We start from the raw sequence: 23826 nt of genomic DNA, 5'->3' as shown, positions 1-23826 counted from the left end.
AACGTTCAGCCCTGCAGCGCGAGCACGGTTCACTCGCACAGTAAGCACGGCCGTGAGCGGACGTGTGGCATACTCCCGGCGATGACCCGCCTCGGAGACTTTCGAGACGTAATGCGTGCCCTCGATCCGAGTGGCGACCCTCGGGTCGCTCTCAGAAACGGATGGGGCGTTGAACGTCCCGCGCAAGCGTCGACGGCCGATGCTCTAGCACGCCGCCTCGAACTCGAGCCTTGGTCCGTCCACCTCATGCTTGGCGGGGTGGGCTCCGGGAAGACAACAGAACTCTGGAGAGTCCACGAGCACCTGGCGACCGTCGCACAAGACAGTGGCGACGTCGCCCAGTACATCGATGTCGCTGCGGAGCACCGGCTCGACCGCATGCGTGCCGGCGTCCTGGTCGCGCTTGCTGGTCGTCGCCTCGTCCGCGTCGAGGAGAGAGTTCGGCGGGCTCGCGGGGAAACGGCCGTACCGAAGGAGGTTGCGAAGGCCCGCGACGCCGTCGAGAAGCTCGCGGACGGCTACGACAGGGAACTCCCCCCGGATACCGGCCCTCCGGACGACTGGGAGCCGCCGGATGATTGGAACGAAGGGACGGAATTCGAGCACATCCCGGGCGTGATCGAGGCGCCGCAGCCGCCGCTCAGCACGCGGGTGTCCGAGAGCATTCCGCATCTCCGCACACTGCGCGACGCAATCGTCGGCACGCAGGGGCACTGCGTCTTTCTCTTCGACTCGCTTGATCGCGTCAAGACGCCGGCGGCTTTCGAGGCGGCGGTTCGGGACGACCTTCGAGCACTGAAGCGAGCGAACCTAGGTGCGGTTGTAGTCGGTCCAATCCAATTCCAATACGGCGCTGGACGGGCAATCGGTGAACTGGTCGACAACAACGTCCATTTCGTGCGCGAGATCGAGCCCGAGAACGAAGGACTGACGTTCCTGGCCGACATGCTCGCGAAGCGTGTCTCGGACGAGATGCTCTCAGCAGAGGGGCGCGCCATGGTCGCCAGAGCGTCGGGAGGCGTGCTTCGCGACCTGGTTGCGATCGGAAAGCTCTCCGCGGAGGAGGCTTACGTCGCCGGCGCGACAACGATTCGTCCCGAAGACATCGAGCGCGCGATGGACCGGTTCGGTCGTGGACGCGCGGTCGGGCTCGATTCCGCACAGGTCACGGCGTTGCGCAAAGTCGCAGAGAAGAAAACCTTCGTGATTCGAAACGATCGCGACGTCGCGCTCCTCGAGACGCGACGAATTCTCGATTGGGGTGGCGGTCGCTTTGTAGTGCATCCGACGCTAGAGCCGCTGCTCGGGGCGATGACGGAGGTCCCGTGAATATCCGCGAACTCGGCCGATTCGAACTAGCCGCGATGATCGCGCTTTCCGAGGGGCAAGGCTCCTGGTTCATCGTGGGCAGCGACAAGCCCGCTGAGGAAGCAAGGCTGCTCGTCGCAGAGCTTGCGTCTTTGGTGGGCGGAGTCGAGGAGGTGGACCTTGCGACGCCTGACACGCTCGCGACCGTATCGGCGCAGAATGGGCAGCAAGTGATCGTCGTCAGCTCGCCGTGGGGTACCGAACTCGAGTTGGATCGCGAGAGATCAAGACTGTTCCGGCATCAACCTGCCGTCCTCGTCATCCCGAGCCACGAACTGAACTCGTTGCCGAATGTCGCGCCACACTTCGTCAGCTGGATCGGCGGCGAACTGCACAGAGTGGCTGAGGATCAATATCTATCGAGCGAAGCACGCGACTTGCGTCTTTCAGCCCTGAGGCAGCAGTACGGGATGTCGGATATTGAACTCGTAAAACGAGTGGAGGCATCCGATGTGCCCGGGGATCCAGAAGTTGCTGAGTGGTTGCTGCTGATCGGTCGTGCCGATCTGCTTCGGAGGAGCGGATGAAGCTGCTTCACGAGCGAGTCGCTGCAGGCGCGCCCATAATTGGCATCCACGACGCAGAGGACTACCTCCGTCGAGCAATCCGCAAGCGCCTGATAGTCGCGAGCAACCAGGGACGACTCAGCGCCGGCGCCCATGACATCAGCCGAGCGGTGCGCGTGCAACCGAGCGACGAGAAGGAGGGCGCGTTCGATCTAATCGGCGGACGCCGCAATTTTGGGCGTGTGCGCGAGCTCGTGGACCTTCGGATGCCCGACGGGGGCTGGCTCTTCTTCATGGCGATCCTCATCCCGCACGCGGACGGTCTGGAGGTGTTCGCCTACAATTGCGAGCGAGTCTACAGCGAGGGTGCGAGCCCTCGATGGGTACGATTCGACTACAACGAGGACGGCCATCGCAACGATGAGCGGGGACTTCGGGCTCATATGCATCCCGGTAACGATGATCTAATGCTGCCTTCGCCCATTCTTGCGCCGCACGAACTCCTGGACGTATTCCTGCTCGGCGGCATCCTTGACGCTGAGCGAAAGACGCGCACAAAGGGTGAGCCTGCGAATAGCTAGGTCAGCACGCGAACATGCGCGACGGCCATTGCGCTCGCGGATCGCGCCGCCGAAAATCTCGGGCGTCGAAGTCGCGCTGCGCTGCGCCGGTAGCGGCCACGCTCGGTTCGCTGCTCGACAGGGCGAAGCTCAACGACGTTTATCCTGCGACCTACCTCCTCGCGGCAGTGCTCGGCGCGATGAAACTGCGTTGGCGTGGGAACTGCGATGACGAACAAAGCACATGGGCCTGGTCCCGACACAGCTCTCGTCGAGCTTCAAGAACGGCTTGCGGCGGAGGCAGATCCGGGGCGGCGCAGGGCCCTGATCGACGAGGCGCTCCGGCCGCCCGAGCCGCAGTTGCTGGACACGTGCGTTCTTCAGAACCTGGACTGGGTCGATCGCCAACTCGAGGCCAACGGGCCGATGGTATGGGACGACGTCGCGACGGCAGAGCTGGTGCGCCAGTACGGAACGGACCTGGCACACGATCTCATCGACGTCGGTATTCTGTACAAGCGCTTCGAGTGGTACGGCGGCTATCCATGGCTCGTGTGTGATGCTGCACTCGAGGAGACAGGTCTTCTCCAGGGCCCGAAGGGCAGGAGCGTCAGGGATCTACTCGAGTTCCTCGTGGGCCACCAAGAACAGTGGAGCAACGACGCGTACCCGGGGATCGCCCAGGGGCTGCTTCTCGCGAAGGGACGCGCGCGCGTGTCGCCGCTGATCCTGCGTGGGCTGGGGGTGCAGTCGGTCGAGGAACTCCACGCCGCCGACGGACCGCTGAGTTTCCTCGCGGACCGAGGAGACAGGCTCGTTGCGACCCACGCGCTCCTGTCTAACATTCCCGTTGTTCTCACGACCGACCGCAAGACGTTCTGGGCTCGGCGCGACCGCCTCTTGGACATGGGCCTCCAGGTCATGCGGCCCAGCGAACTGCTCGACGTCTACGAGCCGTACTGGAAGACCCTCGAGGCCGAGTTTGCGAGGCGACGCGCGGAGAACCCGCGCCGCGATCGACGCTGACGGTTTACGCTCCACGTGGGCAGCGCCTCCGCGGTGCAGCGCCTTCCCGAGCGGAATCCCTTCCACGTCGCATAGCTCGCGAATACGCGGCCAAGCCTCTTCGCGAGCAGCGCAAGCGTACGAGTCGAGAGGTGTAGATAGCGCTCGCTCTCGACGAGGTCGCGCATCTCGGCGAGCTCATCACGCGTCATCCGCGACGGCTGCGCGCGCGGACATGGCGGCGCGTCGTCGAGCGCGCATGCCAGTGCCCGCCTCCGCCACACGCGAGCACGGTCGGCGTCCAGACCGATCACCCGAAGTGCGGTGGCGCGGCCGAGCGTCGGAGTGGCGCGATCGACGGCGGCGAGGATGCGCGCGTTCGTCCCGCCGTCCGGCACGCGCACGCCATCCAACCGGAGCCCCATCGAGCGCACGAGCACGACCAGCAGTCGCACCACGGCCTGCAGACGAGCGGCACGCAGCTCGAGACGAGCGATCTTCTGCTCGAGCTCGGCGTGCTGGGCGCCGTCGTGCTCGGAAACGAGCACCGAAGTCGGCCCGCGGCGGACCACGAGCGCGTCGTGGACGCGGGGATCCCGAGCTTCTGTGCGATCGCCAGCCCGCGTCCTTCCGCGACGGCGTTGCGGATCCGATGATCGTAGCGACGGCGACCGGCGACCGCGGCGCTCATGAGCTACGACGTGGTGCGGCTCGCGCTCGTTGTCGATGCGACCACCGGTCGACGTGGACACCGCGCGACGAGCTCGCGCCGGTTCGAGCGCCTGGTCGTTTGCGACGCGCTTGGTTGTACCGTAGCGCCGGGCACATCGGCGCGTGCAACTGCAACGCTGATGCGCGGGGAGGTCCGGAGCCGCAGCACGGCAGTGACACCGCGCGCGATGCGTTCCTCGCGAATCACTGACGAGGCGGCGGAGATCCGCGACAAGGAGATGAAGCGTCGCGCCCGCAAGGCGAAGGGCGAAAGCGAGTCGGAGAGCGAGCCCGAGAGCGACGAGCGCGCGGCCGGCGATCTGTTCGACGACGACGCATCCTGAACATCGGCGCAGACGAGGCGGCGGGCGCGCGTTGACGGGCGCGGTGAGCTCGGATTGGCCTGCACCGACCCCAACCGAGAGGAGCGCGTGATGTCGGTGGAGCTCATGCGACTGATGATCGTCGGCCCGGCGGACTCACGACACCTCGGGCCACGAGTGGCGCTCTCGACACCAGCCGCGATCACCTCGGAGTTGCCGAGCGGAGATCCGGATGCCGCCGCGAGCGCATTGCGGGCCTACGCAGGCTCGGATCAATTCGTCCGCAAACCCCACGAGGTCCCCCACGTTCGCGAGCTCGAAGCGCTACGAGCCGCGGTCATCGGTGCGTCGGACGACGCGTCCCCGCACGAGTTGCTCCGGAGCACGGTCGGTGATCCCGACGATGTTCTGCGATCGAAGAGCTGGTCGGCCGCTCGGCAGCGGATCAACGACAGCCTGGTCGCGGCCAAGGTCACCGCGCTCGGCTCGCGGGGGCTGCTGGGCGAGCTGGCCGGTGCGATGCAGGCGTTCGCCCTCGCCGAGCGCATCGGCGCCGGCGGCGTGAAGCGCGTCTGCGATGCCAAGCGCTGGCTCGATGCACCGCTCGAGCTGCCCGTCGCTGTCGCTCCGCCCGCGCGAGACGGTCGCCTGGCGGAGCTCGCTCCGCAGGCCGGCGTGCGTGTCAGCGCCTCGTACGGGACCGTCGCGTTCGAAGCGGCGGCCCAGGTCGCCTACTCCCGCGCATCGGAAGACTCGGCGCGGCAGGCACAGAAGCTCGCGCGAGACGTGCTGGCGAACGACGACCAACAGCGCCTGGACACCTCTGCCCAGCGCGAGCGTCCATTCGTGCACGACCCGGCGCTGATCGTGCTCGGCGGGTCGGCAGTCCAGGCGGTGGAACGACTCGAAGCTGGGATCGAGCTGCACGTGTACGCGGGTCGAGGCCTTGCGCGTTTCGCCGACCCTTGGTTTGAACAGGGAGGCAGTGCTGTCGTCGGGAACCCGACTACCGACTCGTTCTTCGTGCAGTACACGGACTCGCCGACCTCGACCGTTCCGTCGTGGTGCACGTGGGACGACGGCGGCCGCACGCGCGGAGGGGACCTACGCAAGATTCGCGATTCGCTCTCGATCCAGCTGTGGTTCATCGTCGAGCGCGGCTCTCGAACGATCCCACTGCTGGTGAGCGAGCCGTTCACGCTGTTCTCGGTCGGCGTGTTCTCACCGCCTCCGAGCCCTGGCTCGCCGTTGGGAGTGCAGCCCCGCCAGTCCTACGGAGCGGGTGTCCACGGGATCGTGGCTCACGAGCGCTTCCCCGACACGGAGCGCGAGTTCGTCCGGTCTCCACTGCATCGTGCCGGGCCGTTCTTCTTGCGGCCGCCCACGTCGGCAGACCGCTCTCCGGTCGTGTCCGGAGAAACGGCGAACGAGGCTCTCGAACGACAGTTCGCGGCCGCACCTTGCTCTGTGCTGCTCAGGCGCAGGCTCGATGAATGGCGCGAGGCGGCAGATCGAGGCCTGTCCTCTGGATCGAGCACGCCCTGAGCTCAGTAAGGTGGAGGCTCCGGTTCCTCGCAATGATGCGCGCCGCGGAAGATCCCGATGTCGTACTCGCGACAATCACCCACGTCCGCGTAGTCAGCCCGGATCGCGAACCACTGGATGCCCGCACGCGGGACCAGGAAGTGGTGGTGGAAGCTGGTGCGCTCGCGAGTGCTGATCGAGCAGCCCCACCACCCGAACGCATTCCTGAGCTCGCTGTGCATCGGAAGGAACCATCCTCGCGGAGCGAGCGCGGCGTCTCGTGCGTGCTCGTCGAAAGGCCCGGGACCTCCGATCCGGATGCTTAGACCCGCACAAGTCGCGGGATCGTAGTGCGTGACGACGGTGTACTCCCCCGGAGGCAGGTCGATCTCGTAGACGTCCGCGGGAAACCGATCGTGGCGCGCTGGGTACTCCCGGGGAGGCGAGATCGGCAACGTGATCCGTTGACCGTGGGCGCCGAGCACGCTGGGCACGAACACGCCTTCGTGCAGACGAATCGCAAACGGAGGCGCGACCGCTGTTGCTTGCGTCGGGCTGCCTTCCTCTCCGAGCGGCGTCTCGGACGTCGCGACGTCTCGGCGAGCAGCGGGTTGCGGGCGGGGCTCGACCGACGGGCTGGGGTTGGCGCCACAGGAGGCGAGGACGACTGCCAACCATCCGCGCTCAATACGCGGCCGACGAGGTGATGCGCCCGACATGTTTCCGCCCCCTCCGACGATGAACCGGGTCGTCCGCGATCTCAAGCTCTGTGCCGGTCCGTCGTTCGACTGCTGCGGCGATCCGCTGTCTTGCAGGCCTGCGGAACGACTCGCTCCGGCGCGACAGTGGAGAGCGCATGAGCGAAGGAGATCCGGCGCGGCTCCACGCCACCAGGCCCGCTCGAGCGCGCACGATCGCGCGCAGTCGGATGACCTGGCGCTCGAGATGGGCGACCCTGGTCGCGAGGCTGCTCGCGTCGAGCGGCGTGGGAGCGATCGCGATCACTGGCGGCGCGCCTCCACGGATCCACGACCGCCGTGTCGACGCCGGGATGTCGAGTGCCGGGCGAGATGCAGTGCACCGCGCACGATCCTCCCGACGAACTGGCGTTGCAGATGCGCGCGTTCGCGAGCTCCCGGCGCCCTGCCCTCTGTCTGCCCCGCTCGGGGCCAGAACCGGGCCTGCAGTTGCAACGCCTCGGCGCGGCCAGGTGCGGCACGGAGCAGCGCATCGGCCGAAGACCACTCCCTCGCCGCTCCGCGATTCGCTTCTTCCAGACTCTCACGCTCGCCATGCGCCACGGTCTACGCACCGGCGAACACGAACGCCTCTCCGGCTCGTGCATCGCATACACTCGTCGACCAACTCGACACCATGGCTCGCCCCACGAATCGCCAGAGCAGGAGCGTCGGCAACCTCGGCGATGTCCTCAAGCACGCCGCGTTGATCGCGCTGGCGGAGAAGCTCGCGGGCACGAGGGTTCGCTACGTCGACACGCACACGTTCCTCCTCCACGCGCCGCTCGCCGACCCCGAGCGGTGGAGTGCCCACGTCGAGCGCCTCGTCTCCGAGCATCCCGCATACGCGCGATACATGGCGGCGGAGCGGGCGTCGCTCGCGCGCACGAGTCACTACCGCTGCTCCTCGGGGCTCATGCTGGACGTGCTCGGGCACCAGCGCAGCACACTGGTGCTCGGCGAAGCCAACGTCGTGACGCGCGCCGAGCTCAAAGAGCAAGTCCGCGAGGAACGACTCGTCAATGTGCACATCGCCGACGAGGCCGTCGCGGCCCTGAGATACCCCTGGACAGACACCGGCCCGCTTCTCGTCCACATCGACCCTTTCGCGCTCTCTCCTGAGCTGTGGCGCAGCCTCGCGCCCGCATTGGACGCGCTCTGCGAGTCTTCAACCGATGTGGCGATCGTCGTCTATCGGTATACGCGCAACGCGCCCTCACCCTGGCCCGCTGCACCGCGCGGCACTCACGGCCCCGTCGCGCAGACCCGCGGCGGCCCTCACGAGCTCGCCGCCTACGCCTCTCCGCGCATGACGAGCGCGGTGCAGGAAGCCTGCGCGTCGCTCGGATGGCGAATCGAGCACTGATACCAGGACTAAGGTTAGGACGTGCGCGGTGCAGCCGGCTCGACCTTCGTACTCGTCGACGTCGTCATGCGCGCGCCACATCACTCGCAGCAGAAACGGATCATCATTTCGTGTTTGTGGGTTCGGCAGAGCGCGAGCGGCGTCCGAGAGGCCCGGTTCTGGGCCCGAACGGGGCAGCCAGAGCTCAGACGGGTCAACAGCGATTCTGCATCGCGAGTCTCGGTCCAGATGCTGTCAACCCCAGAGCGCGCCGAGGGCGCGGCGGCGCCCCCTGACGGAGGTCGAGTCTGTCTTCGCCGCGAACGGCACACCCACGACCGGTCCCCGCGCAAACGCAACGCTGGAGCGCGGGCAAGCTCTTGCACGGAGCGGCGCTGGGAACTATCCGTGCCTCGACTTGGATCCTGGTCCAGGCGGCGTTCGAGGTCAGGTGATCCGGTTCTATCACGACGATCCGCATCGAGACCTGAGCGCCAGGTCTATCGGCGCGTTCCTCTTGACCGATTTCTCCTGGTACGATTGGCAGGTTCGTCGCTCACGTTGAGCGTCGCCGCACGGCCGCGCTGGACGCGGCCGTGTGGTATTCCCGACCTCATCACAATGCCATGGCGGAACATCGCCGGCGGCCGGCCGAGCCACGAGCTCGACGCGGTGGCTGTGCGCGAATCCAGCACGCCGGACGGCTGCTCGACTGAGTGGGGCCGGACGGCAAACTCGCATCGGAAGTATGCGTGTGTTGAATATCGATGAAAAGATTCGTGACTTCTGGTCTTCATCCGACGATTGGCATCGCTCCGTGGAGGGCGCTTCGGAGGAGGACCTCCTCAATGCGGAGCGGGTGATCGGACATCCGATTCCCGAGGATCTGCGCACGATCTTGATGATCCAGGATGGCGGGACCTGCAGATACTCGTGGTTCGATGGCCCCAGCAGGACTCACTATGTGGGCCTGATGTTCTTTGGAGTCGCGCACAAGGCGAACGCGGGAAGCCTGATCGATGCGTACGAGGATCGTAAGTCGTTCGGAGTTCCCGATGATGTGGTCACGATCGCGTCGGAGGCGCACCAGATGCTCGCGCTGGACTACCGAGTGAGTCCGCAGAACCCCAGCGTCGTCCTGGTTGGCGACGATGGTGATTACGAGCATTTCGATGCGATTCAGTTGGCAGGTTCGTTTCGCGAGTTCCTCGAGGGCCTTCGAGGGGAGGATTGAGGATCTCGGTCGCGCACCGCCGGAACGGCGAGATTGGAGGCGACGTGCGCTGCACCGCGCACGAGCCCTGCTCTGTGCGAGAGCGCCGTTGAACCGCGTTCTCGATGTCGACGTGCGAGCGCTTGCGGAAGCGGCGAATCGGAAGCGTCGAGTCGACGTGATCAGTACTTCTCGGCTGCTCACCAGCACGACCGCACTCGAGCACATCGCGATCTCACATCCTCCTCGCGGTGGTCGACGAGCGCATCGTCATTGCCCCCGAGCTCACGCACCAGTCGGCAGGAGCGCCTCCACGACGTCATCGGAGGCCGTGCTTGCGCAGCAGTGTCAGGAGGTGCGGGCGATCCACCCGCGCGCGGCGCGCGGCCTCGGAGGCGTTGTGCTCGCACGCCTCGATCAGCTCGGACAGGTACGCGCGCTCGAAGCGTGCGAGCACCGCGGCGCGCGCGTCGCGGTAGGTGATCGGCGCTCCGTCGTCGCGCCTCGTCAGCGCGCCGTCGTCGGGCGCGACCTCGCGACCCTCGACCTGGACGCGGCCGATCGCGAGCGCGGCCTCGACGACGTTCCGCAGCTCTCGGACATTGCCCGTCCATCGGTGCGCGCGCAGCGCCTCGAGCGTCGCGAAGCCGAACGGGAACGCGCCCGGTGCATCGGTCATCTCGTCGACGAAGTGGCGCACCAGCGGCTCGACGTCCTCGGGGCGCTCGCGCAGCGGGGGGATCGTCGCGCGCGCGACGGCGAGCCGGTAATAGAGGTCGGCGCGGAAGCTCCCGTCGTTCACTGCGGCACGGAGATCGCGGTGCGTCGCGGAGACGACGCGGACGTCGACCGCGATCTCCTTCTGCCCGCCGAGCCGACGGAACCGCCGGCGCTCGAGCGCCCCGAGGAGGACCGGCTGGAGCTCGAGCGGCAGCTCGCCGACCTCGTCGAGGAAGATCGTGCCGCCCTGTGCTCGCTCGAAGGCGCCCGCACGCGTCTTGTCCGCGCCGGTGAACGCGCCGCGCTCGTGCCCGAAGAGCTCGGACGCGATCAACGTCGCCGGCATCGAGCCGCAGTCGACGACCTCGAAGGGGCCCGCGGCGCGCTTGCCGAGGTCGTGGAGCGCGCGCGCGACCACCTCCTTGCCGCAGCCGGTCTCGCCCGACACGAGCACGGACACTTCCGTCGGGGCGAGCTGATGCAGGAGCCGGAGCAGCGCCTTCATCGCGGGGCTCACCGCGACGAGGCCGCGGATCTCCGGAACGACGTCACTCTCGTCGGCGGCCATCGCGTCGAGCGGGAGCGTCGCGTCGTCGAGCTGGAGGACGGTGTCTCCAGTGCGGATGCGCGTCCCCGCGCGCACGGTCGCGCGCTGTACCCGCGCATCGCCGATCCACGTGCCGTTCAGGCTGCCGAGATCCTCGACGTCGATCCCGTCGCGCGTGAGCCGGAGCTCGACGTGGTACCGGCTGACGGTGCGGTCGGAGAGCACGAGCACGTTGTCGGGCGCGACGCCGATCGACGCTCCTCCCGACGTGCTCGGCTCGACCGTCGCGCCGGCGTCCGGTCCTTCCATCACCGTGATCCGCAGGCGCCCCGGGCCCGCGAGCCGGGCGCGAGCGCTCCGCTCGGTGCGCTGCGAGCTGCTCATGCGAAGGAGGCAGTATAGCGAGCGAGCGCGCTCACGAACGCTCTTCCGGCTCGAGCTCCGACTCGAGCGTCAGTGTGGTGCGCTCGTCGAACACGCCCGCGAGGAGATCGTCGAGCGGGCCGCGCCGCTCGACCGCCTCGCGGATCGTCTCGAACGTGTGCGCGAGAAGATCCGCACCATCGCCGCCGCGACGGAGCGCTCGGGATGCGCCGGCCACCTCGGCGGCGCTCGGACGGCGCGCGGCGTCGACGTCGCAACACCTCGCGATCAGCTCGGCGACGTCGCGCCCGATCGACGCCGCGATCGGGAGCGCGCCGCCGCCGACGTACGCGCTCGTCGCGCGCCACGACGTGAGCGGAGGCGCGCCCGCGAGCAGCGCGTGCAGCGTCGAGCCGAGCGCATACACGTCGACGGCCTGCGTGGTCGCGTCGCCGAGGATCTGCTCGGGCGCGATGTACCCGCTCGTTCCCTTGACGTGACCGGTGATGGTTCTGTCGGTGCGATGCGCGCCGCGCGCGATCCCGAAGTCCGCGAGGAGCACGCGCCCCTCCCACGACACGAGGATGTTCGCGGGGCACACGTCGCGGTGCACGATGCCGAGCGATCGCCCGTCGGGACCCGAACGCGAGTGCGCGTGATCGAGCGCGTGCGCGACCTGCTCCACGATGAAGAGCCCCACGTCGTCCGCGAAGCGACCGGCGGAGACGCTCGCTGCGCGCGCCGCGTCGATGCCGCGCACGAGCTCGTAGGCGACGTGCTCGACACCGTCGATGGTGCCGAAGTCGAGCGCGCGAACGATGCTCGGATGCTCGAGCGTCACGAGGAGCCTCGCCTCGTCGCGGAGCATGCGCCGGACTGCGGGGTCGTCGCGGAGCGCCGCGATCGCGCGCTTCAGCGCGACGTCCCGGCCGGCATGCGGTCCGTCGAGCACGCGCGCTTCCCAGACTTCGCCCGTGCCGCCTGCTGCCAGCCGGCGCGAGAGCTCGTAGCGCCGTCGAGAGCTCATTCGCCTCGAGCGTAGTCGATGCGCGCGCGGGCCGCGTGCTACGGTCGCGCCTCGATGCGTCGGCTCGCGCACGCAGCGCTGCTCGCGACGATCCTGCTCGGCCCGCGGCCCGCCGCGGCGCAGGGAGATGCTGCGCAGGAGGGCCCGGGAGCGTCGGCGCGCCGCGACGAGGGGCGCGCCGAGTTCGAGGCGGGCCTGAGCGCGGCGCGCGCCGGGGACTGGGCGAGCGCGCACGATCGTTTCGCCCGTGCGCACCAGCTCGCGCCACAGCCGAGCGTGCTCATGAACCTCGCAGGAGCGCAGCGGCGGACCGGGCGCTTGCTCGCGGCGGCCGCGTCGTACCGTCAGTGGCTCGACACCGCCACGAGTGAGCGCGACCGCCAGCGCCGACCGGAAGTGGAAGAGGTCCTCGCGCGGCTCGAAGACGCGACCCCGCGGCTGACGGTCGGGTGCGAGCTCGGTCCGGAGGACGCGCTCGACATCGACGGCGCGAGCGCGGTGCCGGATCGCGAGATCCTGCTCGACCCAGGTCCGCACACCGTCGCGGTCCTCCGTGGCGGCGTCGTGATCGTGCGGAGCTCCGTGCACCTGCGCGAGGGCGAGCGCGAGCGGATCGTGCTCGAGCTGACGGGCGACGGCGCCGCGAGCGCCGACGACGAGCGCGAGCGACGCATCGAGGACGCGATCACCGCTCCACCGCCGAGTGCGGCCGAGGATCCCACGGGCTGGATCGTCCTCGGGACGACCGCGGGCGTGGTGGTGCTCGCCGCCGTGATCGTCGGGGTGGTCTTCGGCGTCTCGAGCAGCGCGCCGCAGCCCTACACCGGCAACGTCCCGCCCGGCACGTGGGACATTCGTTGAGGCGCCGCGGCCGATCACCGCGAGGGCGTGCGCGCTAGAGACACGCCGCGTCGCCGTCGCAGTCGGGATCCGCGCAGTCGATCGTCGCGTCGCGATCGTCGTCGACTCCGCCCGTGCACCGCTCCGCGGGCAGCGGCGCCGCGCTGAACGTCAGGTCGAACGGCGCGTCGTCGAAGTAGCCGTACACGTACACGAGGATCGTCTCTCCAGCGTCGAGATCGACCTCCACGTGCGACCAGAGGCGGTCGGGGCCGACGTCGTCCTGACACGCGATCGACGGTCCTCCGCATTCGCGGCGCACGTCGATCACGGAGTCGACGTTCGACCCCGGCAGCGTGTCGATCACGAAGCGGCCGGTGCTCGGTGCGCGCCATCGGAACACCCGATCGTGCCCGGCGCCGGGCTCGCAGCTCGCGGGCCGCGAGGTGTCGCGATCGAGCGCGCGAGCGAACGTCCCGAGCGCGCTTCCGAGGTCCTCGGCGGCGCAGCTCGGGTCGAAGGGCGGGATCTCGCCGTCGAAAGGAGGGAGATCCTCGGGATCGATCTCGTCGACGCACGGCGTGTCGCACGCGGCGTCGAGGTGGATCTCGAGGAGCCGGCGCTCGCCCGGAACGAAGCCGGTCACGACCCTGCGCTGTAGCTGCACCGCGTCGGATCCGATCGTCGCGTCGCCGCGGACGTCGATCGTGAGCGGGTGATGGGGCGCGCCCGATCTCGTGAGCCCGAGCGTGAGCGGCCACTCGAGCGGCGCGCCCTCCTGCGGCACGTGCGTGTCGAGGAGCTCGCCGTCGGGGCCGGTCACCTGGATCGACACCGACGAGATCGAGCCCGTCACGTCCGACGTGATCACGACCACGAGCTCCGTCAGCGGGTTGCCGCACGAGACGAGCGTCGCGATCGCGAGGAGCGGGAGGATCGCTCGCGGGGCTCTCATTCGAACTCGGTGTCCAGCGGGACGTCGTCGATCGTCGTGGCGCGTGCGCGCGAGCCGGCGCGGCGGGATCGTTCGACCCTTCGCGTCGGTCGCGTCGTGCGCTCGGTCGCGGGGGCCGCGCGCGGCTCGGGTGCATCCATCGTCGTGGGCGAGGGCGGGGCCGTGGCGGCCGGCGGCACGGGCACCGTCGGTGCCGACTCGATCTCGCCGCGCTCGGCCGGCAGCTCGCCGACTGGCGGTGCGTCGAGCGGCGGCGCCGCGGCCGCGCGATCGTCGCGCGACGAGTACCAGGCCGCCGCCGACGCCGCGATCGCGACCGCACCGAGCACAGCGAGCGCGACGACGCGCGACGGGCCCGAGCCGCGGACGACCGGCTCCCCGCTCGACACCGATGCCTCCGCGGTCGCGGCGAGCGCCGGCAGCGTGAGCTGCTCGACGCGCTCGCGCGCGACATCGCTCATCCGCGCGACGCCCGACGTCGAGTCGGGGCGATCCTCGGCGTCGCCGCGCGCCTCCTCGGTGAGCACGCCGACGATCTCGGCGATCCGCGGCGCGTCGATCGCGAGCGCGGCCGGGAAGGCGCGCGCGAGCATCTCGCCGAACGCTTGCGCGGTCGCCGGTCTTCGCGCCGGGTCCTTCGCGAGCGCCGCGAGGACCGTCTCGTCGAGCGCCGGCGGGACGCCGCCCGCGAGCGCGCTCGGCGCGCGCGGCCTCGGGTCGAGCACCATCTTGAGCGCGAGCAGATCGGTCGGAGCGTCGAAGAGCCGTCGCCCCGTCAACATCTCCCAGAGCAAGACGCCCAGCGCGTAGACGTCGGCGCGACGATCGATCTCGCTGCCCGACGCCTGCTCGGGCGCCATGTAGCGCACCTTGCCCTTGAGCACGCCGCCCTGCGTGCTCTGGGTGCGCTCGGCCGCCTTCGCGATCCCGAAGTCGATCAGCTTCACGTGCCCCTTTCGCGCGAGGAGCACGTTCTGGGGCGACACGTCGCGGTGCACGACGCAGAGGTTGTTCCCGTGCTCGTCGGCGAGCTCGTGCGCCGCGTGCAGCCCCGCAGCGACGCGCATCGCGATCGCAACCGCGACCTCGGGCGCCAGGCGGCGCTGCGCCTCGGCGAGCATCCGTTGGAGCTCGCTGAGGGCGCACCCCTCGACGTACTCCATCACCATGAAGTAGCTGCCGTCGTGCTCGCCGAGGTCGTGCACCTGGACGACGTTCGGGTGCTCGATGCGCGCGGAGAGGCGCGCCTCGGCGAGGAACATCTTCACGAACGTGCGATCGAGCGCGAGGTGCGCGTGCACGACCTTGATCGCGACGTGCTTGGCGAAGCCCGCCGCGCCCGCGCGCCGTGCGAGGTACACGGTCGCCATGCCGCCCGCAGAGACAGGCGCGACGATCTCGTGGCCGGAGATGCGATCGCCGGCTCTCACGGCGCCCCGCGGTGATGGCAGCGCATCGCGATCGGCACGGCGCCGCCCAGATTCCTCGGCGACCGCGGGAGTGTCAACCGAAGAGCGCACCTCGTGCCGGCGCTCGTGACCCATCGCTCGCACGCGCGCGGACGAGCTCGTCAGCGCGCGAGGAAGGGCAGGACGTCGCCCGCCGTGCGCCACACCGCGTCGGACCAGTCGCTCGCCGGCCGCACCGGGAAGTCGGCGTTGATCACGTGCGTGAAGCGCGCGCTGTAGCCGGGGTGATCGGGCTCGGCCCACTCGTCGTGGGGCACGCCCATCGCCTGGAGGCAGTTCGCCCAGAATTGCTGGTACGTGAGGCCCGGCGCGCTGCGCTCGGGCGTGTCTTCCCACGGCTCGAAGAGGCGCGTGCGGTTGCGGTAGTCGCAGTAGTTGCCGGTCGAGAAGAACCCGTCCGCCGAGCCCAGCGTGACCGCGGGGATCGAGAAGTTGTCGTGGGTCACGTTGCTGTGCTCCTGCATCCACACGATCAGAGAGCGGTCGAGCGCCGTCGCGCCGTCGGCCTCCACGACCGACTCGAGCCGCGAGGCGAGATCGAGCACGACGTCGGCGAAGAAGCGGCGCTGCGCGCCGACCATGACGTCCTGCATCGCGACGATGCGGTGCGCGATCTCGTCGTGCCAGCTCGCGCTGGGATGGGTCGAGAACGTGTTGACGTACGCGTCGCCGCAGAGGACCGCGATCCGCGTCGCGCCGCACGCGAGCGCGGCCGCGAGCACCTCGTTGTAGAGCTGGAAGTAGCGCACGTGCTGATCGGGACGGCCGTCGTACGCCCCGCGGAGCAGGGGCCCGTTGTCCTCCGGTGGCTCGGGCGAGCTCGCGCACGAGATCGGCGCCGCGCCGAGGCGGCGCTCGAGCTCCGCGATGCGCGCCATGTGCGCCTCGAGCCGCTCGCGATCGCCGCTCGACAGGCGGCGATGTCCGTCGCGCAGACGCCGGTAGCGCTCGTACACGAGATCGACGAGCCGCCGTCGCGGAGACGAGGGCGGCGCCGTCGGCGTCGGGAAGAGCCGATCGAAGAGCGTGGCGGACGTCCACGAGTCGCCGACGGCCTGGATGGCCCCGGAGCCCGCCGCAGGGTTCTGGTAGCCCCAGGACACCGCCTGGTTCTGCGCGACCGTGAACGAGCGCAGCTGCACGGCGCGCGGGTCGGGATAGACCGCGCTCGACCAGGCCATCACCTGATCGATCGAGCGCCGCGGGCCGCGATCGTACGGATCGTCCGACGAGCTGTTGATCGCGAGGTTCCCGAGCGACGCGCCGCAGTAGTGGTGGGCGATGTCGTAGGTGATGTCGAGACCGCGCAGCACGTTCATCTTGCTCGCGATCGCGGGAGTGAGAACCGAGCTCGATGCGGAGAGCACGGGGCTCAGCGACGCGATGCCGCCCGACGTCGCGAGCGAGAGCGGGCCGCGTCGTACCTCGTGGTGGCCCTCGGCGGCCATCGCGACATCGGTGAGCGTCGCGTCGGCCGGGTACATGTTCCCGGCGGACACGCCGCCGTGCTGCGAGAGGAACGCGACGAAGCTCGTGCGCCCGCGATCCTGCGCGTGCGCGGTGCCTCCCTCGAGCAGCGACGGGAGGAACGGGATCGCGAGCGCGGCACCGCCGGCGCCGCGGAGGAACATCCTGCGGGAGGTCATTCGAAGCTCCTCTCTCGGAACGTGCGCAGGCGCGCGCTGCTCGCGAAGATCTCGGTGAGCGAGGCGCCGCCGAGCACCGCCTCCTCGATCGCTGCGAGCGAGCAGCCGTCGCCGCGCGCGTTCTCGGTCCTCTGGAACGTGAAGCGGAAATACTCGCGCGCCATGCACGAGTGCACGCGTCCGCTCTCGTCGAGGAGACGCGTGAGATCCTCGGCGCCCTCGGCCTCCGCGGGATCGCCGAAGATCACGTTCGGCACGACGTGCGTGTCGATCGGGAGCTCTGCGAGGAGCGCGCCGTCCTCTCCGAAGATGCGCTCGACCGTGCGCTCGCGGCCGAGCGCGTCGAAGCCCTCGGTCGCGAAGCCGAGCGGGTTGATCGCGGTGGCGTGACAGCCTGCGCACGCCGTGCCGGGCGCCTGCGTGAGCGCCTCGGTCGCGTCGCGCGTGGTCGCGAGCGCGCTCGCTTCGGGCCGCACCGCGTCGGCGTTGGCAGGAGGCGGCGGCACCGCCTCGCACATCAAGGCCATGCGCACGAGCACGCCCTTCATGATCGGCCGCGTCGTGGGCGTGCCGGTCGCGAGGAACGCGGGGCGCGTCAGGAGGCCGGCGCGGGCGCCCGGCGGCGTCGGAGGCTCGCCGGATCCGTCCCACGGGCTGGTGCCGTAGATGCGCGCGAGCAGCGGGTCGCGCGTGTAGGAGCGGCGATCGAGCAGCAGATCGGAGAGGCTCGATCCCGCGCGCAGGTTGGCGCGCGCCGCCTCGAGCACGTCGTCGATCATCGCCGTGCGGAGCTCGGGTGTCGGAACGTCGGTGCCCGCGAATGCGTCGAAGCGTGGCCGCCCGACCTGGACGTCGAGGTCGGCGACCTCGCCGAGCCGGAGCCAGTCGGAGAAGAACTCGGCGAACGCCTCGTCGGCGCGCGGATCGGTGACGAGGCGATCGAGCTGACGCTCGTACTCGTCGTCTCGGAGCAGCGCGCCGGTGCGCGCCGCCTCGAGGAGCTCGTCGTCGGGAGGCGCGCTCCAGAAGTGATAGGAGAGGCGCGCCGCGAGCTCGAACGCGTCGAGCGGAACGGTCGCGCCGACGGCGCCGTCCTGGCCGTGCTCGGGCAGGTAGAACAGCTCGGGCGAATTGACGATCAGCGCGACGACGTTCGCGAGCGCGTCCGCGGTGATCGGCAGGGGATCGGCCGCGCTCGCGAGGAGCTCGACGTCCTCGTCGGTCAGCGGGCGCCGGAACGCGCGCTCGCCGAAGGCGCGCACGAACGATCGCACGCACACGCCGTCGTTCGACTCGTCGGCGTCGGACGCGCACGCGCCGAAGATCTCGCCGACGCGCGCCGGCTCCCCGGTGAACGCCGCGCCGAGCGCGACCCCGACGTCGTAGAGCACCTCGACGTGCTGCTGCTGCACCGCCTGATCGAGCCTGCGGAAGCCGGCGTGCCGCGATCCCTCGGCGCTCGCGCCGGAGTCGGCGGGCAGCCGCTCCATCGCGGGCGCGATCGAGCCGAGGATCGCGGCGCTGCTCGAGGGCGCGCTCGACTCGACGAGATGCACCAGCGTGTTGCGGAGCTGCGTGCTCGTCAGCCGGCGGAGCGGGAGCTCGGGCGCGACCGCGCTGGGATCGTCGCACGCGTAGAGCGGCCCACGCGGCGGGCGGGTGGTCCCTGGCGGTCGGGGAACGGCACCGCCCCCCGGGCCCGCCGGTGCGTCGTCGAGGTCGCCGATGCACGCCCCGAGCGCGAGCGCGGCGACGACGCAGATGGATCTCGTGCGAAGGGACATCGCGCCTCCTGCGCGACGTGGTTCGCAAGCCGCGGTCCACGGCAGGAGGTCGCGAAGAGGGCGGCGATCGTGCGGGATCGCGGCGCGTGCTGTTGGGCCGAGACAACAGACGAGCGCGTCGGCCCGTTGGGCGCGGACGACGGCGCCGAGGCACGAGCTCTCGGCGCGCGAGTCGCGGGGTCGACCCCAGCTCGAGCTCGACGGCATCGCTCGCGATGCCCGGCCACCGTTCGTGCGCCCACGCGGTACTCTCGAGAGCGTGCGCAGCGTCTTCATCGCCCTTGCGGTGCTCACGCTCGGTTGCGCAACGGCCGCTCGTGTCGCGAACGGCGCGCCGACGAGCGACACAGCCGAGCCCGCCGTGCGCGACGACGACACAGCGTCGGCGAGCGAGTGTTGGCGCGGGCCGGAAGCGGAGCGGAGCCTCGCACCGAGCCCCGGTTGGAACGACTTCGGGCGGATCGCGTGCACGCCGGAGCTACCCGGGCTGACGCGACGAGAAGCGGACTGGAGCCCTGCGCAACCATTGCCCCAAGCAATCGTCACGGCCGCTCGGGAGGCGCTCGAGATCGGACCTGACCCTCGCGAGCTCCGGTTCCACGAGGTCGAGATCTGGGCAGGTACGGTCTGGGATCACGGCGGTCGGGTACGAGCGTTCGGATTCGTTCGCCCACCATGGGTCGCTGGTGAGCGGCCCTTGGTCTGGCTGTTCGGCGAGTGGCACGCCGCGGTCGCGGTCGGTCCTGAGGTGGATCTGGCCGACCAGTGCCGTTCGTTCCTCGCGGCGGAGCGGCCCGAGACCCGGTGCTCGCACGATGGCCATCCGTTCCATGAAATGGCCCGACGCGTCCGCGAACAGACGTTCTGTCCGGAGCTCCTGGCCGTGGTCGCGCTCGAGCGAGAACATCCGGAGCTCGCGTTCCAGATCGCAACCACGGTCGCCGAGGAGATGGCCGAGCACGAGCGGTTCCTCGCTTCGGCCGAGGTCGTGGAGTCCGACGACGTCGCCGCGGAGTGGCTCGCGTTCGGCCCATTGAATCGTGCACTGCTCGCCCACATGCAGGGCGACGACTGCCTCGCTCTACAGGTCCTGCGCCTGTACGAATCGATCGACCAAGCACCTCGCCAGCGCGCTCGCGGTGGCCTCGCCACGGTTCGCGCGCTGCGCGCGGACCAGGAACGCCGTGCACTCGTGCCGCGATCGATCGTGCCCGACGTGCCACCAGACGGGCCGGTTCGCGCCGACATCGTCCCAGCGCTCATCGCGTCGCTCGACGAAGTCGACGGCCTTCAGCTCGGTCAGCCGGGTGGTGTCTCTCTGGGCGCCGAGACGCAGGTCACCGCGCTCATACGAGCCGGGACCTCGGCGGTCCCGTTCCTGATCGATGCCATCGAGCACGACGCGCGACTCACGCGGTCGGTGCAGTTCTTTCGTGACTTCGGCCGTGACCGCCGAATCGTCTCGGTTCGTGACGTAGCCATGTACGTGCTCGAGGAGATCGTAGGCGCTTCATTCCCTATCGACGTGGAAGTCTACGAGCTCGACTCCGCACAGAGCTGGTCGCGGTTCGCCGCGCACCTCCGGGCGTGGTGGGCGCAAGCGGCGGGGGGCCCCATCGAGCGTTCGCTCGCGATGCTGCGCGAGGACGGGCTCGATCCGGGTGCATGGGCAGACGCGGCGATCTGGATTCGCGGCAACTACTACGGGTGGCGCGCCCCCGGCACGCATTCGTCCGAAAGACGGCGCACCGACGAAGCGCGTCGAGACGTCGCCGGCGAAGCCCAGCTCGGCGGGCTGGCGATGCGCCGTGCGGAGGATGCGCTGCGTCTTGGCGCACCGGTCGAAGCCTGCTCTCTCGCGCGCGCCGCATGGAACGCCGACCCGAGCGTGGGCTCTGGGCTCGCTGCGTTCGCGAGACGGTGCGCGGGTGTCGCGGCATGCCCGTGCCTCGACGACCTGGCGGCCTCTCTCGGCCCGTTCATCCCCGCCATCCTCGACGCGCTGGACGCGTACCAGCCCGCCGAGACGGATCACCCGCTGCGAGTGCTCAGTCGCGCGCCCGATCATCCTGCCGTCGCGCGACTCGCAGAGCGTGTATTCGCGCGTCCTCCATTCGCTCCGAGTCGCTCGCCGTCGCCGCCGACAGCACTCGTGCTGCAATACCTCCGCGATCGCCGGCTCGCTGCGATCCCGGCGCTGCGCGCGCTCGTTCTCCGCGCATTGCGAGATCGTCGGGTCGTCGGCCGCGTCGCCGTCGACGAGGGCGCGCGCGTGGAAACCACGCGAGCTGCAGCGGAATGGGTCTGGGGTCGCGTGATGCTCGCAGATGGCGGGACGTATCGCGTGCAGCTGCGCCAGCGCGAACGCGACATCCAAGCACGAGTGTGCGACCTCTGGGCCGACGCGCTGGACCCGGCGAATACGTTCTGGGTCGACGACGACGAAGCAGCGCGCGACGAATGGATCCGTGATCTCGCGCAATCGATCGCCGACGCTGACGATCGCGAGATCGCGCCCTGACCCCGCTCGATCGGAGTCTGGTCGCGAATGCGTTCGACCCGTGGCAACCACCTGCCGGTGCGCTCCGCGATCGGCGCGAGTGGGATCACCGCGGATCCACCCGTGTCGCTCGATGAGCCCCAGACAGCGCCGGTACTGCGGGAGGCACGAGCGCACGCGCGGGTCGCCTCGACGGCGGATCGTCCGGTGTAGCTCGCAGAGTGCGTTTTGACGTGATGCCGCGGCACGCGCCGTCGCGGCGCGAAGCAACGAGCGTTGTCGCCCGATACTCGCTCGCGGCGTACGATCCTCTCATGCGCCTCACGGACCTCGAGACGGTGGCAAATGCGCTCGGGCCAGGAGCGCCCTGGCGGGTCTGGCTGGCTGTTTGTCTGTGCCGTCAGCGAGCTCGTCAAACGTGGCTCGTCGAGGTCGCCGCAAAGCTGGCTGGCGAGGACGCCGAGGTACCGGGCGCGCCGGGATGGTGGGCACGTCATCACGGCATCGGCCTCTGTCTCAAGGGCCCACTGGGCGAGGTCGTCGACATGGACTTCGCGGCCGACACGCCCCGCTCGATCGACCCGCACTTCTTCGCCCACCGCGTCGAAGCAACGCAGCGAGCGCCCGAGGCCGAGCTGCGCCGCTGGCTGCCGACGCAGCACCTCGTCGTCGCGGCGCTCGACGAGCTCCTGCGCGACGGCATCGTCGAACATTCGGCCTCGCAGCATACGGTCCGCCTCTGTGACGTGCTGGAGAGCGCGCACGTACACGTCGCGCTCCTCGATGACGAGACTCTGGCTCGCGCTGTGGAGCGGATGCTGGCCGGCGACCGCGCCGCGCCCAGCGGTCCCGCTCACGTCGCGTGGCTCAGCTCGCTGCTGCACGATCGCCGCCGGAGCGCGGCCGTCGCCGGCATCGGCGCGCTGGTGTCGGACGAGACCCTCGTGCACTTGGCTCGAGGTCATGTCGACACCCCCGACGCGATGTCGGCGTCGCTCCTCGACGCCTGCACGAGGCGTGGGTTGGACGTGATCGCAGTGGCTGTGGAGCTCAGCGAACGCCTCGACCCCGCGGAGCACCATCCCTTCGTCGCGTGTGCAGTCGCTCGGCACTTGCTGGCCTTCGATACCGGCCATTCGGCCAAAGCGCTCGCGGTCGTGCATCGATTCGCAGCGGTCGAACGCGTCGCGGGATACGTCGGAAACCCCATGCTGGACCAGCTCGCGTTTCTGCTCCTGGAGCACGCGCCGCACGACGCACTGCCGGTGCTCCGCCGCGCGCTTCGAGGCTCACCCGCCTGCGCCGAGGACACAGCGGAACTGCTCGTCGCACTCGACGAACCGTGGTGCCACCGCGAGCTGGAATCCTTGCTGCGCGACCAGGGCGCGGACGCCGCCAATCGACGCCGCGCCGCGCGAGCGCTCGCAGCGAGCTCCAGCGAGCTGGCGCGACGTCGCGCGCGCGAGCTGGTGCCCGCCGCTCCCGAGTCCAGCAGAGCCTTGGGCTTCTCGTTCGACGAGATCGATCACGCCGTGCTCGATCGCGAAGCCTTCGCGATCTCGAATGCGATTCGCGCGCTCGCCGATCGGCTCCGTCGCCGTCCCGCGCCCGATGTTCCTATCGCGGAGTAGCCGTCGGCGAGGAGTCGCTCTCACTGCCCGATCGCGCGATCCAGCGCGTGCAGCGCGTGGGAGATCCGGTCCCAGCCTTCATCCTCGCTGGCCACCGCGCGGAGCGCGGCTGCGAGTTGTTCCTCTCGCCGGACGTGCTGCGCGTTCAATGAGGTGAGGTCGACGATGGCGCGCCCCGCGAGCGCTCCCGCGCCACTCGCGGCGACACGCTGAGCCATTTCCGCGAGAAGCGTGCGCGAGAAGCGTTCGACCTCGTCGACCAACGACTGGAGTGGCAGCTCGACGCGGGCAGGCTCACACAGCCAGTGCCAGCCCATCGCGCTCGTGTCGCCTCGCGGCTCGCAGGTCACGATCACGATATCGTCGACGCGGGCAAACGTCAGTCGAGGCGCGGCGACCAGATGACCGACATCGAGCGTGCGGCGCCTGCCCCAGTTGAACGCCTCTTCGAGCTCAGCGGCCATGGAGCCATCCGCCGCGTCGATCACCTTCCATGCTTGGTCGCGCCACGAATCCCATCCCGCACCGGGATCGAGCCGACGTGCGATCTCGCGCGGCACTGGCTCCTTGGCGTACGGGAAGAGCTCGAGGAGGTCCTCCCACATCCGGACGACGGAGTAGTCGAGCCACCGCCGCTGCCCATGTTCCTCCGCAACGGAGATCTGCGACGAGAAGATCTCCTGCTCCCCCAGGCGCACGACCTGCTCGCCATCGGTGAGCTCGAACCACGACACGGCACGCTCGGCGTTCCACGGCTCGTACTGCTCGAGCGGAGTCAGGCGGTATTCGAAACGGAGCGATCGCTCCGTGCGATCTGTCGCTGCGCGTCGTCGACGTCCAACAACATCCAAGTGCACCGGCCCTCCACATGCCAACACTGGAGCGACCGAGTGGTCAACGCCGCGACCAGCCGGTCAACACCGATGTCTCGAAAGCGCGCCGCAATCACGCGGTCCATGCGGCTCGTGTGAGCGGGAGCGTCGATGTCGCGAGCTCGACGAACTGCCGCCTCACGTTCGAGCCTACTCGGGGCCGTCGCGTCAGCTCACCAG

21 protein-coding genes are annotated in these 23826 nt (G+C 69.6%); 11 read left to right on the top strand and 10 right to left on the bottom strand.

All coding sequences use genetic code 11. The features are described from left to right. Positions 1 to 81 precede the first annotated feature (81 nt). The 3 genes from I5071_RS25425 to I5071_RS25415 are packed head-to-tail and all read left to right on the top strand — an operon-like array spanning position 82 to position 2455. Positions 82 to 1329, top strand: coding sequence for a hypothetical protein (locus I5071_RS25425; RefSeq protein ID WP_236515423.1), 1248 nt, complete (start codon positions 82 to 84; stop codon positions 1327 to 1329). After that, the gene (locus tag I5071_RS25420; RefSeq protein WP_236515422.1) at positions 1326 to 1895 is read left to right on the top strand and encodes a hypothetical protein; all 570 of its coding nucleotides are present in this window, start codon (positions 1326 to 1328) and stop codon (positions 1893 to 1895) included. Before I5071_RS25425 ends, I5071_RS25420 begins: the two co-directional genes overlap by 4 nt. Further along, a complete protein-coding gene (locus I5071_RS25415; protein ID WP_236515421.1) occupies positions 1892 to 2455 on the top strand; it encodes a hypothetical protein in 564 nt (187 codons plus the stop codon). The genes I5071_RS25420 and I5071_RS25415 overlap by 4 nt, the downstream gene beginning before the upstream one ends. Before the next feature lies 1 nt (position 2456). Here the strand turns inward: I5071_RS25415 and I5071_RS46660 are convergent, their stop codons facing one another. Then, positions 2457 to 2588, bottom strand: a complete 132-nt coding sequence (locus tag I5071_RS46660) for a hypothetical protein (RefSeq protein ID WP_268921142.1) — start codon at positions 2586 to 2588, stop codon at positions 2457 to 2459. A gap of 74 nt (positions 2589 to 2662) precedes the next feature. Between I5071_RS46660 and I5071_RS25410 the strand changes: the two genes are divergently transcribed. Next, positions 2663 to 3460: a hypothetical protein gene (locus tag I5071_RS25410; protein ID WP_236515420.1), complete on the top strand. Its 798-nt coding sequence runs from the start codon at positions 2663 to 2665 to the stop codon at positions 3458 to 3460. On the opposite strand, the gene I5071_RS25405 is transcribed toward I5071_RS25410, so the two are convergent. Further along, the gene (locus I5071_RS25405) at positions 3382 to 4011 is read right to left on the bottom strand and encodes a hypothetical protein (protein ID WP_236515419.1); all 630 of its coding nucleotides are present in this window, start codon (positions 4009 to 4011) and stop codon (positions 3382 to 3384) included. The two genes, I5071_RS25410 and I5071_RS25405, sit on opposite strands and share 79 nt — an antisense overlap. Before the next feature lie 117 nt (positions 4012 to 4128). Between I5071_RS25405 and I5071_RS25400 the strand changes: the two genes are divergently transcribed. Together I5071_RS25400 and I5071_RS25395 are read left to right on the top strand one after the other, a co-directional pair. Continuing rightward, positions 4129 to 4494, top strand: coding sequence for a hypothetical protein (locus tag I5071_RS25400; protein ID WP_236515418.1), 366 nt, complete (start codon positions 4129 to 4131; stop codon positions 4492 to 4494). A gap of 90 nt (positions 4495 to 4584) precedes the next feature. Continuing rightward, positions 4585 to 6018 (top strand): hypothetical protein, encoded by a 1434-nt coding sequence (locus tag I5071_RS25395; protein WP_236515417.1) that lies wholly within the window; start codon positions 4585 to 4587, stop codon positions 6016 to 6018. 2 nt (positions 6019 to 6020) lie between these two features. Here I5071_RS25395 and I5071_RS25390 read toward each other — a convergent pair whose 3' ends face one another. Further along, positions 6021 to 6671, bottom strand: coding sequence for a hypothetical protein (locus I5071_RS25390; protein ID WP_236515416.1), 651 nt, complete (start codon positions 6669 to 6671; stop codon positions 6021 to 6023). Positions 6672 to 7371: 700 nt separating this feature from the next. Between I5071_RS25390 and I5071_RS25385 the strand changes: the two genes are divergently transcribed. Then, positions 7372 to 8100, top strand: coding sequence for a hypothetical protein (locus I5071_RS25385; RefSeq protein ID WP_236515415.1), 729 nt, complete (start codon positions 7372 to 7374; stop codon positions 8098 to 8100). Between the two features lie 727 nt (positions 8101 to 8827). Then, complete coding sequence (locus tag I5071_RS25380) at positions 8828 to 9313, top strand: SMI1/KNR4 family protein (protein WP_236515414.1); 486 nt, start codon at positions 8828 to 8830, stop codon at positions 9311 to 9313. 298 nt (positions 9314 to 9611) lie between these two features. On the opposite strand, the gene I5071_RS25375 is transcribed toward I5071_RS25380, so the two are convergent. Both I5071_RS25375 and I5071_RS25370 read right to left on the bottom strand, forming a co-directional pair. Then, complete coding sequence (locus I5071_RS25375) at positions 9612 to 10943, bottom strand: sigma 54-dependent Fis family transcriptional regulator (RefSeq protein WP_236515413.1); 1332 nt, start codon at positions 10941 to 10943, stop codon at positions 9612 to 9614. Positions 10944 to 10974: 31 nt separating this feature from the next. Then, positions 10975 to 12021 (bottom strand): serine/threonine-protein kinase, encoded by a 1047-nt coding sequence (locus I5071_RS25370; protein WP_236515412.1) that lies wholly within the window; start codon positions 12019 to 12021, stop codon positions 10975 to 10977. Here I5071_RS25370 and I5071_RS25365 point away from each other — a divergent pair. After that, entirely contained in the window at positions 12004 to 12810 is an 807-nt protein-coding gene (locus I5071_RS25365; protein WP_236515411.1) for a hypothetical protein, read from the top strand. The genes I5071_RS25370 and I5071_RS25365 overlap by 18 nt on opposite strands. A gap of 34 nt (positions 12811 to 12844) precedes the next feature. Here the strand turns inward: I5071_RS25365 and I5071_RS25360 are convergent, their stop codons facing one another. The 4 genes from I5071_RS25360 to I5071_RS25345 are packed head-to-tail and all read right to left on the bottom strand — an operon-like array spanning position 12845 to position 18643. After that, the gene (locus tag I5071_RS25360; RefSeq protein WP_236515410.1) at positions 12845 to 13744 is read right to left on the bottom strand and encodes a hypothetical protein; all 900 of its coding nucleotides are present in this window, start codon (positions 13742 to 13744) and stop codon (positions 12845 to 12847) included. Then, positions 13741 to 15288, bottom strand: coding sequence for a serine/threonine-protein kinase (locus I5071_RS25355; RefSeq protein WP_236515409.1), 1548 nt, complete (start codon positions 15286 to 15288; stop codon positions 13741 to 13743). Before I5071_RS25355 ends, I5071_RS25360 begins: the two co-directional genes overlap by 4 nt. Before the next feature lie 26 nt (positions 15289 to 15314). Further along, positions 15315 to 16859 (bottom strand): DUF1552 domain-containing protein, encoded by a 1545-nt coding sequence (locus I5071_RS25350; RefSeq protein WP_236515408.1) that lies wholly within the window; start codon positions 16857 to 16859, stop codon positions 15315 to 15317. Further along, a complete protein-coding gene (locus tag I5071_RS25345; RefSeq protein WP_236515407.1) occupies positions 16856 to 18643 on the bottom strand; it encodes a DUF1592 domain-containing protein in 1788 nt (595 codons plus the stop codon). Before I5071_RS25345 ends, I5071_RS25350 begins: the two co-directional genes overlap by 4 nt. 259 nt (positions 18644 to 18902) lie before the next feature. Here I5071_RS25345 and I5071_RS25340 point away from each other — a divergent pair, with 259 nt between their 5' ends. Beyond that, on the top strand, positions 18903 to 21164 hold the full coding sequence (locus I5071_RS25340; RefSeq protein ID WP_236515406.1) for a hypothetical protein: 2262 nt from the start codon (positions 18903 to 18905) through the stop codon (positions 21162 to 21164). A 293-nt stretch (positions 21165 to 21457) separates the two neighbouring features. Then, positions 21458 to 22774 (top strand): hypothetical protein, encoded by a 1317-nt coding sequence (locus I5071_RS25335; RefSeq protein WP_236515405.1) that lies wholly within the window; start codon positions 21458 to 21460, stop codon positions 22772 to 22774. A gap of 20 nt (positions 22775 to 22794) precedes the next feature. On the opposite strand, the gene I5071_RS25330 is transcribed toward I5071_RS25335, so the two are convergent. Continuing rightward, the gene (locus I5071_RS25330; RefSeq protein ID WP_268921141.1) at positions 22795 to 23631 is read right to left on the bottom strand and encodes a DUF5984 family protein; all 837 of its coding nucleotides are present in this window, start codon (positions 23629 to 23631) and stop codon (positions 22795 to 22797) included. Positions 23632 to 23826 lie beyond the last annotated feature (195 nt).

The organism is Sandaracinus amylolyticus (genome assembly GCF_021631985.1).
Classification (GTDB): domain Bacteria; phylum Myxococcota_A; class Polyangia; order Polyangiales; family Sandaracinaceae; genus Sandaracinus; species Sandaracinus amylolyticus_A.
The sequence above is the reverse complement of the archived record's forward strand: the minus strand, read 5'-3'. Positions and strand labels throughout refer to the sequence as shown.